At 58.5% G+C, this 17390-nt stretch carries 14 protein-coding genes and 1 pseudogene; 6 read left to right on the top strand and 9 right to left on the bottom strand.

Features of this window, described 5'->3' with window-relative positions:
- The first annotated feature begins 61 nt into the window (after positions 1 to 61).
- Genes paaX through RRF55_RS20420 form a run of 3 tightly spaced genes read left to right on the top strand, consistent with a single transcriptional unit; the run spans position 62 to position 2013 of the window.
- Positions 62 to 988 carry a phenylacetic acid degradation operon negative regulatory protein PaaX gene (gene paaX / locus RRF55_RS20430; protein WP_020803992.1) on the top strand — a complete coding sequence of 309 codons (927 nt, stop codon included), beginning with the start codon at positions 62 to 64 and terminating at the stop codon, positions 986 to 988.
- A 9-nt stretch (positions 989 to 997) separates the two neighbouring features.
- Positions 998 to 1594, top strand: a complete 597-nt coding sequence (gene paaY, locus RRF55_RS20425) for a phenylacetic acid degradation protein PaaY (protein WP_004183856.1) — start codon at positions 998 to 1000, stop codon at positions 1592 to 1594.
- A gap of 8 nt (positions 1595 to 1602) precedes the next feature.
- Positions 1603 to 2013: a GFA family protein gene (locus tag RRF55_RS20420; RefSeq protein ID WP_024940864.1), complete on the top strand. Its 411-nt coding sequence runs from the start codon at positions 1603 to 1605 to the stop codon at positions 2011 to 2013.
- 36 nt (positions 2014 to 2049) lie between these two features.
- Here the strand turns inward: RRF55_RS20420 and azoR are convergent, their stop codons facing one another.
- Positions 2050 to 2655, bottom strand: coding sequence for an FMN-dependent NADH-azoreductase (azoR, locus tag RRF55_RS20415; protein ID WP_002902889.1), 606 nt, complete (start codon positions 2653 to 2655; stop codon positions 2050 to 2052).
- Positions 2656 to 2859: 204 nt separating this feature from the next.
- Between azoR and hrpA the strand changes: the two genes are divergently transcribed.
- Positions 2860 to 6762: an ATP-dependent RNA helicase HrpA gene (gene hrpA, locus RRF55_RS20410; RefSeq protein WP_020803980.1), complete on the top strand. Its 3903-nt coding sequence runs from the start codon at positions 2860 to 2862 to the stop codon at positions 6760 to 6762.
- Positions 6763 to 6822: 60 nt separating this feature from the next.
- Here the strand turns inward: hrpA and RRF55_RS20405 are convergent, their stop codons facing one another.
- The 6 genes and pseudogenes from RRF55_RS20405 to RRF55_RS20380 all read right to left on the bottom strand — a co-directional run bounded on the left by RRF55_RS20405 (position 6823) and on the right by RRF55_RS20380 (position 13126).
- A complete protein-coding gene (locus tag RRF55_RS20405) occupies positions 6823 to 7497 on the bottom strand; it encodes an O-methyltransferase (protein WP_019704213.1) in 675 nt (224 codons plus the stop codon).
- Positions 7498 to 8877, bottom strand: a complete 1380-nt coding sequence (locus tag RRF55_RS20400) for an efflux transporter outer membrane subunit (protein ID WP_020804011.1) — start codon at positions 8875 to 8877, stop codon at positions 7498 to 7500.
- Positions 8874 to 9959, bottom strand: coding sequence for an HlyD family secretion protein (locus RRF55_RS20395; protein ID WP_002902965.1), 1086 nt, complete (start codon positions 9957 to 9959; stop codon positions 8874 to 8876). Before RRF55_RS20395 ends, RRF55_RS20400 begins: the two co-directional genes overlap by 4 nt.
- Before the next feature lie 28 nt (positions 9960 to 9987).
- Positions 9988 to 11640, bottom strand: a pseudogene (locus RRF55_RS20390) (MFS transporter).
- A complete protein-coding gene (locus RRF55_RS20385; protein WP_002902969.1) occupies positions 11640 to 12071 on the bottom strand; it encodes a MarR family winged helix-turn-helix transcriptional regulator in 432 nt (143 codons plus the stop codon). Before RRF55_RS20385 ends, RRF55_RS20390 begins: the two are co-directional and overlap by 1 nt.
- A 107-nt stretch (positions 12072 to 12178) precedes the next feature.
- Positions 12179 to 13126 carry a LysR family transcriptional regulator gene (locus RRF55_RS20380; protein WP_002902971.1) on the bottom strand — a complete coding sequence of 316 codons (948 nt, stop codon included), beginning with the start codon at positions 13124 to 13126 and terminating at the stop codon, positions 12179 to 12181.
- A 100-nt stretch (positions 13127 to 13226) separates the two neighbouring features.
- Here RRF55_RS20380 and RRF55_RS20375 point away from each other — a divergent pair, with 100 nt between their 5' ends.
- Positions 13227 to 14225: an aldo/keto reductase gene (locus RRF55_RS20375; RefSeq protein WP_004148231.1), complete on the top strand. Its 999-nt coding sequence runs from the start codon at positions 13227 to 13229 to the stop codon at positions 14223 to 14225.
- A 155-nt stretch (positions 14226 to 14380) separates the two neighbouring features.
- Here RRF55_RS20375 and RRF55_RS20370 read toward each other — a convergent pair whose 3' ends face one another.
- Entirely contained in the window at positions 14381 to 15655 is a 1275-nt protein-coding gene (locus tag RRF55_RS20370; RefSeq protein ID WP_004151574.1) for a Glu/Leu/Phe/Val family dehydrogenase, read from the bottom strand.
- Positions 15656 to 15867: 212 nt separating this feature from the next.
- Complete coding sequence (locus RRF55_RS20365; protein ID WP_004224524.1) at positions 15868 to 16014, bottom strand: hypothetical protein; 147 nt, start codon at positions 16012 to 16014, stop codon at positions 15868 to 15870.
- Positions 16015 to 16183: 169 nt separating this feature from the next.
- On the opposite strand from RRF55_RS20365, the gene RRF55_RS20360 reads away from it, so the two are divergent.
- On the top strand, positions 16184 to 17389 hold the full coding sequence (locus RRF55_RS20360) for an aspartate aminotransferase family protein (RefSeq protein WP_004176366.1): 1206 nt from the start codon (positions 16184 to 16186) through the stop codon (positions 17387 to 17389).
- The last annotated feature ends 1 nt before the right edge of the window (position 17390 follow it).

Raw genomic sequence — 17390 nt, 5'->3', positions numbered from 1 at the left:
AAGCCGGGAATTTCCTGTGCTATGATTCATAAAGGAAAAATATAACAACAGAATGAATCAGATGAGTAAACTCGACGCCTTTATTCAACAAGCGGTGACGGCGATGCCCATCAGCGGCACGTCATTAATTGCCTCGCTGTATGGCGACGCTTTATTACAACGCGGTGGGGAAGTGTGGCTGGGCAGCGTCGCGGCGCTGCTGGAAGGATTAGGCTTCGGCGAGCGCTTCGTACGCACCGCGCTGTTTCGCCTCAATAAAGAAGAGTGGCTTGATGTTGTCCGCATCGGCCGGCGCAGCTTCTATCGCCTGAGTGATAAAGGGTTGCGTCTGACCCGGCGCGCGGAACATAAAATTTATCGGGCGAATGCCCCGGAATGGGACGGAACCTGGCTGCTGCTATTGTCGGAAGGGTTAGAAAAAACGGTTCTGGCGGAAGTCAAAAAGCAACTGTTATGGCAGGGATTTGGCGCGCTGGCGCCGAGCCTGCTGGCCTCGCCGTCGCAAAAACTGGCCGATGTCCAATCGCTGCTACATGAAGCGGGCGTTGCCGAAAACGTCATCTGTTTTGAAGCCCATTCGCCGCTGGCGCTCTCAAGGGCGGCGCTGCGCGACCGCGTAGAGGAGTGCTGGCATCTCACCGAACAAAATGAGATGTACGAGGCGTTTATCGCCTTGTTCCGACCATTACTGCCGCTGCTGCGCGACAGCGAGCCGTCAGAGTTGACGCCGGAGCGCTGTTTCCAGATCCAACTGCTCCTTATCCATTTCTATCGCCGGGTGGTGCTCAAAGACCCGCTGCTGCCGGAAGAGCTCCTGCCGGCGCATTGGGCAGGGCAAACCGCCCGCCAGCTGTGTATCAATATTTATCAACGCGTGAGTCCCGGTGCGCTGGCGTTTGTCAGCGAGAAAGGTGAGAGCTCGGTGGGCGAGCTCCCGGCGCCGGGTCCGCTCTATTATCAGCGCTTTGGCGGTTTGCCGGGCGCATAAGGAGGTTGCATGCCGATATATCAGATTGATGGACTGACGCCGGTGGTGCCGGAGGAGAGTTACGTTCACCCGACCGCGGTGTTGATTGGCGACGTGATCCTCGGCAAAGGGGTCTATGTTGGGCCCAACGCCAGCCTGCGCGGCGACTTCGGGCGCATCGTGGTCAAAGACGGCGCCAATATTCAGGATAACTGCGTGATGCATGGCTTCCCCGGCCAGGATACGGTGGTGGAAGAGGAGGGCCATATCGGCCACGGCGCTATTCTGCACGGCTGCGTGATTGGCCGCAACGCGCTGGTGGGCATGAGCGCGGTGATTATCGACGGGGCGGTCATTGGCGAAAACAGCATTGTCGGCGCTTCGGCCTTTGTCAAAGCCAACGCCGAGATGCCCGCCAACCATCTGATTATCGGCAGCCCGGCAAAAGCGATTCGCATCCTGAGCGAACAGGAGCTGGCGTGGAAAAAACAAGGTACCCGTGAATACCAGGCGCTGGTGGAACGCTGTAAGCAGACGCTGCACCAGGTGGAGCCATTACGGGAAGTCGAAGCAGGGCGTAAGCGGCTGGCGTTTGATGAAAACCTGCGGCCAAAAGCCGCCACCTGAGGGGTAAAATTATGGCAGAGAAATTATCCGCTCACTGTCACTGCGGTGCGGTGGCGTTTACCGTGGAACTCAGCGACGGCTTCAACACCGTTCGGCGCTGTAACTGCTCATATTGTCGCATGCGTGGGGCGGTCGCGGTCTCTTCGCCGCGTTCAGGAATAGAGGTGGTACGCGGAGGGGATAAGCTCACAGAGTATCGCTTTAATACAGGGGAAGCCGTGCACTTTTTCTGCTCGGTATGCGGGATCTACACCTTTCATCAACGGCGATCAAACCCACAGCAGTATGGGGTGAATGTGGCCTGCATTGACGGCGTTTCGCCTTTCGATTTCCCTTGCGTGGAGGTCAACGACGGCGTGAATCATCCAAAAGATGGCGGCGGAGGCGTGGTGGGGTATTTACGCTACGAGAAAAAGTAAAACTCTCCTCCCGCAGGAAGCGAGAGGAGTGAAATATTAGGCTGCAACCACGCTGTCGATGGCCGCTTTCGCGTCAGACTGCGCTTTGGCCGCGACTTCCGGGCCGTAAGCGATACCTTCGGCGAACACAAAGTTCACGTCGGTGATGCCGATGAAGCCGAGGAAGGTGGACAGGTATGGGGTGACCAGGTCGGTCGGAGTATCTTTATGGATACCGCCGCGGCTGGTAACGACGACCGCGCGTTTACCGGTTACCAGACCTTCCGGCCCTTTCTCGGTGTAGCGGAAGGTGACGCCGGCGCGAGCCACCAGGTCGAAATAGTTTTTCAGCTGCGTCGGGATGTTGAAGTTGTACATCGGCGCAGCGATAACAATCACATCGTTGCCTTTCAGTTCGGCGATCAGCTCGTCGGAAAGGGCCAGCGCTTCCTGCTGACGCGGAGTCAGCGGCGCGTCGCTCGGACGCAGGGCGCCCACCAGTTCGCCATCCAGAACCGGGATCGGATTGGCGGCCAGGTCACGCACGGTGATCTCATCGCCAGGGTGTTTTTCCTGCCATTGTTCAACAAAATAGTCGGAAAGCTGACCAGATTGTGAGTACCCTGCCAGAATACTGGATTTCAGAACTAATACTTTGCTCATGGGTGTTTCCTTTTTTTAATGTGATTGACGGGTCAATGCCCTGGTGCTTGTTGACACTGTATTCACAATCGCGCCACAGAGATAGCGCAATATATCGAATCCTATGTTCAGATTTTTTGAACAAGGCACGAATGACACAGATGTGGTACTCTAAGGCAATACTTCAAAAGAGATTTTCCCGGCAGAGCTCTGCCCGATAACGCTATGACAGAACAACAAAAAATCACCTTCCCCCAGCTTTATCAACAGCTCGACGGCCTGATGCTGCGCGACAAAACGCGCTTTGCCCGCCGTCTGCACGGCGTGAAGAAGGTTAAAAATCCTGAATCGCAACAGGCCATTCTGCAGGAGATGGCGCTGGAGATAAGCCAGGCAGCCGGTAAAGTCCTGCTGCGCGAAGCGGCGCGTCCGGCCATCACCTATCCGGAAAACCTGCCGGTTAGCCAGAAAAAACAAGAGATTCTCGAGGCGGTGCGCGACCACCAGGTGGTGATCGTCGCCGGGGAGACCGGTTCGGGTAAAACCACCCAGCTGCCCAAAATCTGCATGGAGCTGGGGCGCGGGCTGAAAGGACTCATCGGCCATACCCAGCCGCGTCGCCTGGCGGCGCGGACCGTCGCCAATCGTATTGCCGAAGAGCTGCAGAGCGAGCCGGGCGGCTGCATCGGCTATAAAGTCCGCTTCAGCGACCACGTCAGCGAAAACACCATGGTTAAGCTGATGACCGACGGTATCCTGCTGGCGGAGATCCAGCAGGATCGCCTGTTGATGCAGTACGACACCATCATTATCGATGAGGCGCACGAGCGCAGCCTGAATATTGACTTTCTGCTCGGCTATCTGAAAGAGCTCCTGCCGCGCCGCCCGGACCTGAAAATCATCATTACCTCGGCGACCATCGACCCGGAACGTTTCTCAAAGCATTTCAATAATGCGCCGATTATCGAAGTCTCCGGGCGGACTTACCCGGTGGAAGTGCGCTATCGGCCGATAGCGGAAGAGGCGGACGATACCGAGCGCGATCAGTTACAGGCGATCTTTGATGCGGTTGACGAACTGGGGCGCGAAGGGCCCGGCGATATTCTGATCTTTATGAGCGGTGAGCGGGAAATTCGCGATACCGCCGATGCGCTGAATAAGCTGGATCTGCGCCATACCGAAGTGCTGCCGCTGTACGCCCGCCTGTCCAACAGCGAGCAGAACCGCGTCTTCCAGCCGCACAGCGGACGACGCATCGTGCTGGCGACCAACGTGGCGGAAACCTCGCTGACCGTGCCGGGCATTAAATACGTTATCGATCCCGGTACTGCGCGTATCAGCCGTTACAGCTACCGCACCAAGGTGCAGCGCCTGCCGATCGAGCCGGTTTCCCAGGCGTCCGCCAACCAGCGTAAGGGCCGCTGCGGCCGCGTTTCGGAAGGGATCTGTATTCGTCTTTATTCAGAAGACGATTTCCTGTCGCGCCCGGAATTTACCGACCCGGAGATTCTGCGCACCAACCTGGCGTCGGTCATCCTGCAGATGACCGCCCTGGGCTTAGGCGATATCGCCGCCTTCCCGTTTGTCGAAGCGCCGGATAAGCGCAATATCCAGGACGGCGTACGCCTGCTGGAAGAGCTGGGCGCCATCACCACCGATGCGCAGGCAACGGCTTATAAGCTAACCCCGCTGGGCCGCCAGCTCAGCCAGCTACCGGTGGATCCGCGTCTGGCGCGCATGGTGTTGGAGGCGCAGAAGCACGGCTGCGTGCGGGAAGCGATGATCATCACCTCCGCGCTGTCGATCCAGGACCCGCGCGAGCGGCCGATGGACAAACAGCAGGCCTCTGACGAAAAACATCGCCGCTTCCACGATAAAGAGTCTGATTTCCTCGCCTTCGTCAATCTGTGGAACTACCTCGGCGAGCAGCAGAAGGCGCTGTCGTCGAATCAGTTCCGCCGCCAGTGCCGGGTCGATTTTCTTAACTATCTGCGCGTGCGCGAGTGGCAGGACATCTACACCCAGCTGCGCCAGGTGGTGAAAGAGCTCGGCCTGCCGATCAACAGTGAGCCGGCGGAATATCGCGAGATCCATACTGCGTTGCTGACCGGTCTGCTGTCGCACATCGGCATGAAAGATGCCGATAAGCAGGAGTTTACCGGCGCCCGTAATGCGCGGTTCTCTATCTTCCCCGGCTCCGGTCTATTCAAGAAGCCGCCGAAGTGGACGATGGTTGCGGAGCTGGTCGAGACCAGCCGGCTGTGGGGGCGTATTGCCGCGCGCATTGAGCCGGAGTGGGTGGAGCCGGTAGCGCAGCACCTGATCAAGCGCTCATACAGTGAGCCGCACTGGGAGCGGTCGCAGGGCGCGGTGATGGCGACGGAGAAGGTCACCGTCTACGGCCTGCCGATCGTTGGCGCGCGCAAGGTCAACTACAGCCAGATTGATCCGGCGCTGTGTCGTGAGCTATTTATCCGCCACGCGCTGGTAGAGGGCGACTGGCAGACGCGGCACGCCTTCTTCCGCGATAACCTGAAGCTGCGCGCGGAAATCGAAGAGCTGGAGCATAAGTCGCGCCGCCGCGACATCCTGGTGGATGACGAGACGCTGTTCGAGTTCTACGACCAGCGCATCAGCCACGACGTCATCTCCGCCCGCCACTTCGATAGCTGGTGGAAGCGGGCCAGCCGTGAAACGCCAGACTTGCTCAATTTTGAAAAGAGCATGCTGATTAAAGAGGGGGCGGAGCAGGTCAGTAAACTGGACTACCCGAATTTCTGGCATCAGGGCAACCTCAAGCTGCGGCTTAGCTATCAGTTTGAACCTGGCGCCGATGCCGATGGCGTAACGGTTCATATTCCGCTGCCGCTGCTCAACCAGGTAGAGGAAGCCGGGTTTGAATGGCAGATCCCTGGCCTGCGTCGCGAGCTCATTATCGCGCTGATAAAATCGCTGCCGAAGCCGGTACGGCGCAATTTCGTCCCGGCTCCCAACTATGCGGAAGCGTTTCTTGGCCGGGCGACGCCGCTTGAGCTGCCGCTGCTCGATTCGCTGGAGCGCGAGCTGCGTAAGATGACCGGCGTGACCATCGACCGCGAAGCCTGGCAGTGGGATCAGGTGCCCGATCACCTGAAAATCACCTTCCGGGTGGTGGATGATAAAAACAAGAAGCTGCAGGAAGGGCGCTCGCTGCAGGCGTTGAAAGACGCCCTGAAGGGCAAAGTGCAGGAGACGCTGTCGGCGGTCGCTGATGACGGTATTGAGCAGAGCGGGCTGCATATCTGGAGCTTTGGCACCCTGGCGGAAAGTTACGAACAGAAGCGCGGTAACTATAAGGTGAAAGCCTGGCCGGCGCTGGTGGACGAGCGCGACAGCGTGGCCATCAAGCTGTTTGATAATCCACAGGAACAGCAGCAGGCCATGTGGCGCGGTCTGCGTCGCCTGCTGCTGCTCAACATCCCGTCGCCGATTAAGTATCTGCACGAGAAACTACCGAATAAAGCCAAGCTTGGGCTCTACTTTAACCCGTACGGCAAAGTGCTGGATCTGATTGATGATTGCATCTCCTGCGGCGTTGATAAGCTTATTGACGAGGCGGGCGGTCCGGTGTGGACGGAAGAGGGCTTTAGTCAGCTGCACGATAAAGTGCGAGCCGAGCTCAACGACACGGTGGTGGAGATCGCTAAACAGGTCGAGCAGATCCTCACCGCGGTGTTCAATATCAACAAACGGCTGAAAGGCCGGGTGGATATGACCATGGCGCTGGGGCTGTCGGATATCAAAGCGCAGATGGCGGGTCTGGTGTATCGCGGCTTTGTCACCGGCAACGGTTTCCGCCGTCTTGGCGATACGCTGCGCTATCTGCAGGCGATTGAAAAGCGTCTGGAGAAGATGGCTATCGATCCGCACCGCGATCGGGCGCAGATGCTTAAGGTGGAGAGCGTGCAGCAGGCGTGGCAGCAGTGGCTGAATAAGCTACCGCCGAACCGCCGTGAGGACGACGATGTCCGCGAGATCCGCTGGATGATCGAGGAGCTGCGGGTCAGCTTCTTCGCCCAGCAGCTGGGCACCCCGTATCCTATCTCGGACAAGCGAGTGTTGCAGGCGATGGAGCAAATTACCCCATAGCCTGGCTGGTTGTCCCCGGTGGCGCTGCGCTTACCGGGGCTACTGGTCAGGCGTCCACGCTTAAGCGTTTACCCACGCCAGAGTAAAGCCGTCCCAGCCTTTAGTGCCCACGGTTTGCAGCGCCGTTGCCGTCAACCGTGGCTCGGCGCCCATCATCTCAATGAACTGACGCACACCCTGAACGCGCTCGTCGGCGCTCTGTGGATTGACCACTTCGCCGTCGCGTACCACGTTATCGCCAATAATTAAGGTTCCTGGGCGGGAATAACGTAGCGCCCAGCGCAGATAATGGGGGTTATTCGGCTTATCGGCATCGATGAAGATCAGATCGAAAGCGGGACATGCGCCAAGCGCCTCCAGGGACTGTAGCGCGGGTCCCTCCCGTAGCGTGACCCGCTGGTCAACGCCCGCCAGCTGCAGATTCTCCCGCGCCACCTGGGCATGATGCGCGTCGGCCTCCAGGGTGAGGAGTTGGCCGTCTGCAGGAAGCTCGCGCGCCATCCAGATGGTGCTATAGCCGCCGAGGGTGCCGATCTCCAGTATCCGCTTAGCCTGGGTTAGCCGTACCAGCAGGGCGAGAAACTGACCCTGATTGGCGGCGACATCGTGTGCCGGGAGCCCGGCACGATGGTTGTTTTCCAGTACCCGATCGAGCACAGGATCGCCGGGAATTAAGGCCTTAATCAAATAATTGTCTACTGCCGACCACTGTTGTTGCATATGACGCTTCCCCATTTAGCTCCCTGATGAGTCAGACCAGCCGCCTCCCAGCGCCCGGTACAGATCGATCTGCGCCAGCAGCAGGTTGTTCTTCACCTGCACCACGCTAAGCTGGGTGGAGAACAGCGTTCGCTGGGCATCAAGCACATCCAGATAAGAAGAGTAGCCGTTACGGTAGCGGTTTTGTGCAATACGTAAGGTTTCCTGGGCAACGGTCTCTTGTTCCTGAAGCTCGGATAACTGTTCGCCATAGCGACTGATGGCGTCCAGGCTGTCATTGACCTCTTTGAACGCGCTGCGCACCGTTTTCTCATAGCTATAGAGCGCCTGGTTGCGCTGGGCCATGGAGACGTCCACCTGGGCATTTAACGCCTGGCGGTTTAGCAGCGGCGCCAGAATACTGCCGCCAAGACTCCACAGCCGCAGCGGGTTGTCCAGCAGATCCGGCAGCGTCCGGTCCTGCAGGCTGCCGGTAGCGGTCAGGTTAATAGAGGGCAGCAGCTGCGCCTGCGACGAGGCCAGCGTGGCGTCGGCGGCCACCAGCTGGCGCTCGGCCTGAGCGATGTCCGGACGGCGGTTGAGCAAGGTGGACGGCAGCTGCGACGGCAGACGCAGCGGGGTAAGCTGGGCGAACTCGCCGCGTTTTACCGCGCCAGGGTTATCGCCGAGCAGCACGCTGAGCGCATTTTCCTGCTGCGCAATCTGGTGCTGTAGCGGCGGGATCTGCGCCCGCGTTGACCGCAGCTCCGAATCCGCCTGCATTAGCTCAAGGCGTGAAGTATACCCGGTTTCAAACTGACGTTTGGCCAGGCGCCACGCGTCTTCCCTTGATGTTAGCGTCTGCTGGGTCACCCGCAGCTGCTCATCCAGCGACAGCAGCGTGACGTAGCCAACGGCCACCGAGCTGGCGACGCTCAAATTGGCGGCGGCGGCGGCGGCTTTCTGCGCCTCAAGGCTGGCCCCGGCGGCGTTGGCCGCGCTGCGGTTCGCTCCCCAGATATCGACATCATAGCTGGCGGTCAGGCCGCCCTTATACAGTGTGCTGTGGATCGGCAGGCCGGTGGCGGCGGACTGCGTCCGGGCGCGGGTGCCGGTGAGGCTGGCGTCCAGTGACGGAAACAGACTGCTGTCGGCGGCGTAAGCGCGCGCCTGATACTCATTCACCCGCTCGCGGGCGATCAGCACATCGCTGTTATAGCGCAGCGCCTGGTCGACATACTGATTGAGGGTATTGTCATGAAAATTGCGCCACCATACGCCCTCCACCGGGCTGGCCGGGCCAACGTCGGCCCGCCAGGCGGCAGGAATGGTCAGGGTCGGCTGCGCGCGTTGCACATCGGCGGATTGACAGCCGACCAGCGCCAGAACGATAGCAAGGGCGACCGGGCGGATCATGGTTGTTTCTCCGCACGGGTATCAATAGTCACCTGCACCGACATCCCCGGCCGCAGGCGTTCGCTGTTGTTTTGCCCGTCGTTGACCGTAATACGCACCGGGATGCGCTGGGCGATCTTGACGAAATTGCCGGTGGCGTTGTCCGGAGAGATGGCGCTGAACTCCACCCCGGTCGCCGGGGAGATACTCTGCACCTTGCCGTGGAAGGTCTCGCCGTTGAGCGCGTCTACGGTGAAGGTGACCGGCTGGCCAACGCGTACTTCGGCCAGCTGGGTCTCTTTGAGGTTGGCAATCACCCAGTGCTGCGGCGGAACCAGCGAGGTCAGATGGGTCCCGGCGCTGACATAGGCGCCAAGACGCACCGAGATCTGCCCCAGCTGGCCGCCGGTGGGGGCGATAATCTGGGTATTCTGCAGGTCGATCTGCGCCAGCTCAAGCGCCGCTTTGGCGCTGGCCACGTCGGCCTCCAGCGAATCGCGATTGACGATGGTCGATTCACGGTCCTGGCGCGACATCTCCAGCGCCGCTTTCGCCTGCTCAATATCCGCCGCCCCTTGCGCCGCGCTGGCCCGCGCCGAATCACGTTCGCGGATCGACAGCGAACCGTCGGCGGTTAACTGCTGGATGCGTTTTAAATCGGCCTGGATTTTCAGATTCTGCGCGCGGGCGTTTTGCAGCGCGGCTTCATTCTTGGCGATCGTCGCCTCGGCGCTTTTGCGCTGTTGCAGGTTATTGCGCAGCGCGGCCTCTTTCATCGCCAGGGTAGCCTGTGCCTGATGCACCCGCTGTTTATAGATGCGATCGTCTATCTGGAACAGCACCTCGCCCGGCTGGACAATCGCGAAATCTTTGACGTTGACGGCGGTGATATAGCCGTTGACCTGCGGGCTAATAAAGGTGGTCTGCCCGCGCACATAGGCGTTGTCGGTAAACTGGCTATGACGAGTGAACGGCGGCAGTTGCCAGGCGTAGAGGATCACCAGCACGCCGACGAGGCCTATCGCCGCGGCGGTAAAAATGGAAACCACGCGAATATTATTCCGGGTGTTGGCCTGTTGTTTGGCCGCATCCTGCTGACTCATAACGACTCCAGAGATGAAATGATGATAATTATTTGCTGCCGGTAGCGCGTTGCAACGCGATACGGGCAGTCAGTCGTAAGCGAATTAAGCGCCAGAAAACCCACACTAGTGTCCCGGCGGAGATCGCCGCCGTCAGCAGATAGGTATCATTCCAGGCGAGAATATTGGCCTGCAACGTCGCGGCGTTTTGCAGCAGGGTGGTGGCCTGAACGTTGAGCAGCGTACTGTCGCCAATCTGGCTCTGATACATCTGGCTGTACTGCTGCAGCCGCTCGACGATCAGCGGGTTCAGGGTGGTTATCTGGTCCGCCAGCTGGCTGGAGTGGAATTTCTCACGCCAGGTCTGGAAGGTGCCGAGGATCGCCGAGCCGAGCAGCCCGCCAATGTTCTGGCTCATGCCGAACAGCACCGAGAAGCTGACCAGGTTGCGCGGGTCGGCAAACACGCCGCCAATCCCGGCGAGCATCGCCGGGGCCAGAAAGAAGGCGCTGCCGAAGCCGAGTAAAAACTGGCTGAACATTAATTGTTCCGGACGGGTGAGGGCGTTGGACTGGCTGTCGAGCAGCGAGGCTATCATGATCAGCGCCAGCGCGGTGGCGGTCGGCCAGTAGAGCTTCTGCGGGTTGAGCGTCAGACAGCTGGCAATGATCCCGCACAGAATACCGGCGAAAATCGACCACGCGAGGTTAGTCATCTGTTCGTTTTGCAGGCCAACGTACTGCAGCCAGCCGATGACCCCGGTGTTCTGCTCCGCCAGCACGATGCGGATCAACAGCATAATCAGGCCCAGACGCACGATGCTGCCGCTGGAGAGCCATTTGGTATTGAGCAGGGGGTTGCTGCGGTTATGCTCGAAGGTAATCGCAGCGACGATCAGTATTACCGCCGCCGCCAGCGCCCAGCCGATCCACGGCGCTTCAAACCACCACTCGAGCCGCCCCAGCGACAGCACGGCGCACACCAGCGCCATGCCGGGCGCCAGCAGAAAGAAGGTAATGAAATCCTTTTTTTCGAACACTTTTTTACGATCGCTTGGCGGCAGTTTTAGCGCGATGACGCAGGCCAGCGACACCAGCGCCAGGCCCAGTTCAAAGAAGTAGAGACCGCGCCATTCATCGGTCTGCAGCAGTTCGGTGGAAAAGAGGCGCGCCAGGGGAATGGCCAGCGACGAGCCGGTGATGCCGATAGTCAGCCCTTTCAGGCGATGCCGAGCAGGCCAGGCCTGTACCTGGTAGTAGATCCCCAGCGAGCTGAGCGCCGCGGCCACCATGCCATGGGCGGCGCGAACCATCATCGCTGAGCTGAGATCGTTGACGAAGAGGTGGAAAAAGGTGACCAGCACATAGAGCACCAGAAAGCCTTCGGTGAAAGCGCGCAGGCCAAACTGCTGGCGGAATTTCACCAGCAGCAGGTTGATGGAGACGTTGGTCATCACGTATACCGCCGGCAGCCAGGCGATTTCTGTCGACCAGGCGGCGAAGGTACCCTGCAGCAGCTGCAGGTTGGCGGTGACCACTGCGTTGCCCAGCGCGCCGGTGAGACATACCAGCAGACCGACCACGCCGTAGGCAAGGCGTTTCGCCGGACTGTGCAGCGGCGTCGACGGCGAACCGAGCAGAGCCGGTTTTTCATGCGGCGCCCAGTCATGCGGGGCGTAGGGGTTATCCTGGCGACGGGGCATTATTTCTTCTCCACTTCGCGCAACAGCTTTTCCAGCACCCGCTGGGTTTGCTCCTGCTCCTGTGGGGTAATCGCCGTCAGGATCTCTTCGCGCAGATCGTCAGCCACCGTTTTGACCTGTTCATAGAGGGCCTTCCCTTTGTCGGTGACCACCAGCAGTCGCTTACGTTTGTCGCTGGCGGTGGTGATGCGCTCCACCAGTCCGAGGGCGACCAGACGATGGATCAACGGCACAATGGTCGGGCTCTCCACCCCCAGCTCCTGCGCCAGTTCGCTTTGCGACAGCGGCTGCTGGTGGCGGGCGATGGACGCTACCGCCACCCAGCTGGCCTGGCTGAGACCGAGATTTTTCAGCCGACGATTGACCGCCAGCCGCCAGTGGTGCGCGGTGAGGTATAAAAGATGGGAGAAGGTAAGCTGTCGATTGTCCATAGGTCGTCTGTCAATATCGTTAGAGCTCTAACGATTTTATGCCGGATAACCGCCGGAGTTCAAGATGAAAGATAGAAATTGGTTAACGGTATGTACGTTAATTGTAGTTAACCTTCCGGCCGCGATCCGTGTCGTGCGGTCTGCTGACCGAGGATATTTTTATTCTGCGCCATCACCCAGGCGATAAAGGCCCGCAGGGGGGCGGGAATATGTTTCCGGCTTGGGTAGTAGACGCAGAAATGGTCGGCAGGATAGCGGTAGTCGGGTAACAAATGGACCAGGCTGCCCGCGCTCAGCTGCTGCGTCACCAGCGACTGATAGACAAAGGCGATGCCTAATCCGCTCTCCGCGGCCTGGATCATTGCGCTATCGGCATCGACGACCAGATCGCCTTTAACCGCGACCTCGCTAAGCTCGCCGCTGGGGCCAATAAACTCCCAGCGGTACTTCTCCCCACCAGGAAAACAGCGGTTAATGCAGCGGAAATTAACTAATGACTGCGGGGTGTCGGGCTCTCCGGCTTCGCGTATATAGTCCGGGCTGGCCACCGGGATCAGCGATAGTTTCTCGCCAAAGGGGATGGCAATCATCTCTTTGGGCACATCCTGCGAATAGCGAATGCCGGCGTCAAAACCGGACTCGATAATATTGACTTTCCGATCGGTGGCATACAGTTCGAGCGTCACATTGGGACAGGCGTTTTTAAAGGCGATAAAATAGTCTTGAAAAAACAGGTCAATAACAATGCGCGGTAAATTAACTTTCACCACGCCTTCCGGAGTCAGACGGTGATAATTCAGACTGTCCACCACCCGGCGATAATCATTGACCACCGGCGTTATATTATTAAGAAATTCCTCACCCACTGCGGTTAATGACAAACTGCGCGTTGAGCGATTTAGCAGGCGCACGCCTAACTTTTCTTCCAGATGATTAATAGCGACGGTAAGGGCCGGTGGGGAAAGGTTTAACGCTTTAGCGGCCTGACGAAAACTGCCATGTTTCACTATGAGTATTAATATTTCTATTTGTTGCAGATCGGGCAAGGTTTTCATTGTTAATTTCCAGCTAACACCGCGTTCGGAATAGATTAATTGTTATCAATATGAAAGGGAAGTATATATTTAATGCCATTCAGCAATTAAGGAAAATAAGATGAAAACACGTTATCTTGGAAAAGAGAAGTTTCAGGTTTCCGCATTAGGTCTCGGATGTATGGGGATGAGTTTTGCCTATGGCGGCGCTGAAACGTCGCAGGCGATAAATACGATCCATGCCGCCATGGACATGGGCGTGACCTTCCTGGATACCGCCGAAGTATATGGTCCTTTCGATAATGAAGTTCTGGTCGGAAAAGCGATTAAAGGTTTTCGCGATAAGGTGCAGATTGCCACCAAATTTGGATTTCGTATTTTGCCGACCGGCCAGGGTCTGGAGCGGATGGCCGGCGTTGACAGCCGTCCGGCACATATTCGCGAATCAGTGGAAGGGTCGCTGAAGCGACTGAATGTCGAGACCATCGATCTGCTCTATCAGCACCGCGTCGATCCCGCGGTACCGGTGGAAGAGGTGGTGGGCACTATGGCCGATCTGGTTAAAGAGGGTAAAATTCGCCATATCGGTCTGTCGGAAGTATCTGCTCAGACGCTGCGCCGGGCCTGCAAGGTACATCCGATCGCTGCCGTGCAGACGGAATATTCGCTATGGAGCCGCGAGCCGGAGGCCGGTATTCTCCACACCTGCCGCGAGCTGGGGGTCGGCTTTGTGCCATACAGCCCGCTTGGCCGCGGCTTCCTGACGGGGACAATTACCGATCCCGGCGTTTTGGCAGCGGATGATTTCCGCCGCCATCTGCCGCGCTTCCAGGCCGAAACCATGCGCAAAAACCAGCTGCTGCTTGAGCGCCTGCAGCAGGTGGCCACCCGCTATGACGCGACCCTTGCGCAGATTGCCCTTGCCTGGGTGATGAGCAAAGGCGAGGATATCGTGCCTATCCCGGGGGCGAGGAAAATTGCTCACCTGCGCGACAATGCCGGCGCCGCGAATATTACTCTCGCGCCGGAGGACATCCTCACCATCGAACATATTTTCACTGCCGACAACGTCACTGGCTTACGCTATACCCAGGGCGACTTTGATTTAATCGAAAAATAATCCCCTGCGGGCAGCGGATGGTTATTACTTGCGTGACGTTGTCACCTTTGCCGAACAACTCCTCGTCAGATAGCGCACATCCTCGGCGGTTAACGGCGCGGCAAAGAAAAAAAGGGGCGGCGCAAGGCCACCCCTGATGCGGTTGCTGATGGGGATCAGCCCGGGTAGATGCCGCGGTCTTTACGCGCCATCAGGATGCGCTCGCAGGCCACGATATAGGCGGCGGTGCGCAGCGTACACTCTTTCTCGGCGGCTTTATCCCAGACGTGCACGATAGCGTCGGTCATAATGCGGTCCATCTTGGCGTTGATCTCCTCTTCGCTCCAGAAGAAGCTGGCCATGTCCTGTACCCACTCAAAGTAGCTGACGGTCACCCCGCCGGCGTTGCAGATAACGTCCGGCACCACGATCACGCCGCGCTCGGCCAGCACGTCGTCCGCTTCCGGATAGGTTGGGCCGTTGGCCCCTTCCAGCACCAGTTTGCAGGTCAGCTTCTCAGCGCGCTCGCGGGTGATTTGCCCTTCCAGCGCCGCCGGGATCAGGATGTCCATCGGGGTGGTCCAGAAGGCGTCTTTATCGATCTCCTGGGCGCCCGGGAAACCGGCAATCTGCTTTTTCTCCGCCTGCCAGGCGGTGAGGGCGGCCATATCGATTCCGCCTTCGTTATACAGGGTCGCGGTATGATCCTGAATAACCACGATACGAGCGCCGACCCCGGCGAACAGGCGGGCCGCTTCGCTACCGACGTTACCAAAGCCCTGCAGCGCCACTTTGGCGCCTTCAATTTCGATACCGGCGCGACGGGCAACTTCCCGGCCGGTGACAAACACGCCGCGTCCGGTGGCTTTTTCACGACCGAGGGAGCCGCCGAGGTGGATCGGTTTGCCGGTGACCACGCCGGTGATGGTGGTGCCATGGTTCATGGAGTAGGTGTCCATCATCCATGCCATCACTTTGCCATTGGTGCCGACGTCCGGCGCCGGAATATCTTTCTGCGGCCCGATAATAATGCCGATTTCGCTGGTGTAGCGGCGGGTCAGACGCTCCAGTTCACCTTCCGACAAGGAGAAGGGGTCGACGCGGATGCCGCCTTTGGCCCCGCCGTAAGGAATATTGACCGCGGCGCACTTAATGGTCATCCAGGCAGAAAGTGCCATGACTTCGTTAAGATCGACATCCGGATGGTAGCGAACACCACCTTTACCCGGTCCGCGCGACAGATTGTGCTGAACGCGATAGCCCTCGAAGTGGCGGATGGTGCCGTCGTCCATTTGCACAGGAATGTCGACGATCAGCGCGCGCTTCGGATGGCGCAGGGTTTCCACCCAGTAGGCAAGATCGCCGAGATAAGGCGCGACGCGGTCGATCTGGCGCAGGTAGGTGGTCCATGGAGATGTACTACTTTCAGATGCGTAAGATAACTTTTCCATAAGAGTCCTGTTTCTCAGTGTTATTTATGTCGTGTAAAACCGTGGAATAGCTACAGCAGTAAACTCTGTGCAATGAATGGTATCACCAATTTTATAAAGCGGTATTTGACGGCAATTCCGATTTTTAAATTTTTGTTAGATTTTTTATTTTTTAAGTGAATAACTACGCACGTCAACCACCCGCAAGCTGTGCATTTTAATTCACTTTTTATTCACTTAAGTGCATAAGAAAATATTTTTTCTATGTTTTTCATTATCTTGATGATCTTCAAAAAGTGAATAAATTGCTTTTGCCCGTATTGACAATCTTGTTGTTCACAGGCCAGCATTAGCCCACACAACAACATGGCATTAACCATGAATTAACAATTACCCGTAAAAAGAATAGGGCTTTATTTTTCTGTGGTGAATATTTTTACCATCGCAGCGGGTGCGCTCGTGCCCAAAATAAGCCGAGGGGCAGGGTTAATGTCGATTGTCCAACGCGACGGGAGCGTTTTCCGTCGTCTTACGTTCCGGAGATAAATTATGTCAGGCAGTATGACTCGCGAAGATTTTGACGCTTACCTGGTTCCCTGTTTTGCCCCCGCGCCGTTTATTCCGGTCAGAGCGGCGGGCTCCCGCGTCTGGGACCAGCAGGGGAAAGAGTATATCGATATGGCGGGCGGCATCGCAGTGAACGCCCTGGGCCATGCTCACCCGGCGCTGGCTCAGGCCCTGCAGGATCAACTGGCGAAACTGTGGCATATCGGCAATGGCTATACCAACGAGCCGGTGCTGCAGCTGGCAAAAACCCTCGTGCAGTCGACCTTTGCCGACAAGGTGTTTTTCTGCAACTCCGGCGCCGAAGCCAACGAGGCGGCCCTTAAGCTGGCGCGGAAATATGCCCACGATAAGTTTGGCGGTGAAAAAAGCGAAATCATCGCCTTCAACCACGCCTTCCACGGCCGCACGCTGTTCACCGTCTCCGTTGGCGGCCAGCCGAAATATTCCAGCGATTATGCTCCGCTGCCGCAGGGCATTACCCATCTGCCCTATAACGATATCGAGGCGGTCACCGCGGCGATCTCCTCGCGCACCTGCGCGGTGATCGTCGAGCCGATTATCGGCGAAGGCGGGGTGATCCCGGCGGACCCGGCGTTCCTGCAGGCGCTGCGTACCCTCTGCGATCGCCATCATGCCACCCTGATATTCGATGAGGTGCAGACCGGCGCCGGGCGTACCGGCCATCTCTACGCCTACCAGCATTACAACGTCGTCCCGGACATTCTCACCAGCGCCAAAGGGCTGGGGGGCGGCTTCCCGATCGGCGCGATGCTGGCGAAAGAGGCCTGGGCGCAGGTCTTCCAGCCAGGCACCCATGGCACCACCTTCGGCGGCAACCCGCTGGCGGCAACCGTCGCTAACGCCGTGCTGGCCCATCTCGATGCGCCGCTGCTGGCGGGCGTTGGCGAGCGCCATGCGCTGATCGTTGACCAGTTGAATGCGATCTCTGCCCGATACGATGCGTTCAGCGCCGTGCGCGGCACCGGTCTGCTGATCGGCGCTGAGCTGGCGGGGCCGCTGCGCGGCAAGGCCAAAACGTTGACTAACCTGGCGGCGGAAGAGGGGCTGATCGCCCTGATTGCCGGCCCGGACGTGCTGCGCTTCGCGCCGGCGCTCAATATCCCGCTGGCGGATATTGCGGAAGCCTTCGTGCGCCTTGATCGCGCCGTTGCCCGCTTAACCCGCTAAC

This window comes from Klebsiella sp. K47 (genome assembly GCF_051858335.1).
Lineage (GTDB): Bacteria > Pseudomonadota > Gammaproteobacteria > Enterobacterales > Enterobacteriaceae > Klebsiella > Klebsiella pneumoniae.
The sequence above is the reverse complement of the archived record's forward strand: the minus strand, read 5'-3'. Positions and strand labels throughout refer to the sequence as shown.

Excerpts from the sequence above, each read along its gene's own strand:
- RRF55_RS20400 (WP_020804011.1), bottom strand. The coding sequence starts at position 8,877 with ATGATCCGCCCGGTCGCCCTTGCTATCGTTCTGGCGCTGGTCGGCTGT.
- RRF55_RS20370 (WP_004151574.1), bottom strand. The coding sequence starts at position 15,655 with ATGGAAAAGTTATCTTACGCATCTGAAAGTAGTACATCTCCATGGACC.
- RRF55_RS20360 (WP_004176366.1), top strand. The coding sequence starts at position 16,184 with ATGTCAGGCAGTATGACTCGCGAAGATTTTGACGCTTACCTGGTTCCC.
- RRF55_RS20365 (WP_004224524.1), bottom strand. The coding sequence starts at position 16,014 with ATGGTTAATGCCATGTTGTTGTGTGGGCTAATGCTGGCCTGTGAACAA.
- RRF55_RS20395 (WP_002902965.1), bottom strand. The coding sequence starts at position 9,959 with ATGAGTCAGCAGGATGCGGCCAAACAACAGGCCAACACCCGGAATAAT.
- RRF55_RS20405 (WP_019704213.1), bottom strand. The coding sequence starts at position 7,497 with ATGGGGAAGCGTCATATGCAACAACAGTGGTCGGCAGTAGACAATTAT.
- paaX (WP_020803992.1), top strand. The coding sequence starts at position 62 with ATGAGTAAACTCGACGCCTTTATTCAACAAGCGGTGACGGCGATGCCC.
- azoR (WP_002902889.1), bottom strand. The coding sequence starts at position 2,655 with ATGAGCAAAGTATTAGTTCTGAAATCCAGTATTCTGGCAGGGTACTCA.
- RRF55_RS20380 (WP_002902971.1), bottom strand. The coding sequence starts at position 13,126 with ATGAAAACCTTGCCCGATCTGCAACAAATAGAAATATTAATACTCATA.
- hrpA (WP_020803980.1), top strand. The coding sequence starts at position 2,860 with ATGACAGAACAACAAAAAATCACCTTCCCCCAGCTTTATCAACAGCTC.
- RRF55_RS20375 (WP_004148231.1), top strand. The coding sequence starts at position 13,227 with ATGAAAACACGTTATCTTGGAAAAGAGAAGTTTCAGGTTTCCGCATTA.
- RRF55_RS20385 (WP_002902969.1), bottom strand. The coding sequence starts at position 12,071 with ATGGACAATCGACAGCTTACCTTCTCCCATCTTTTATACCTCACCGCG.
- paaY (WP_004183856.1), top strand. The coding sequence starts at position 998 with ATGCCGATATATCAGATTGATGGACTGACGCCGGTGGTGCCGGAGGAG.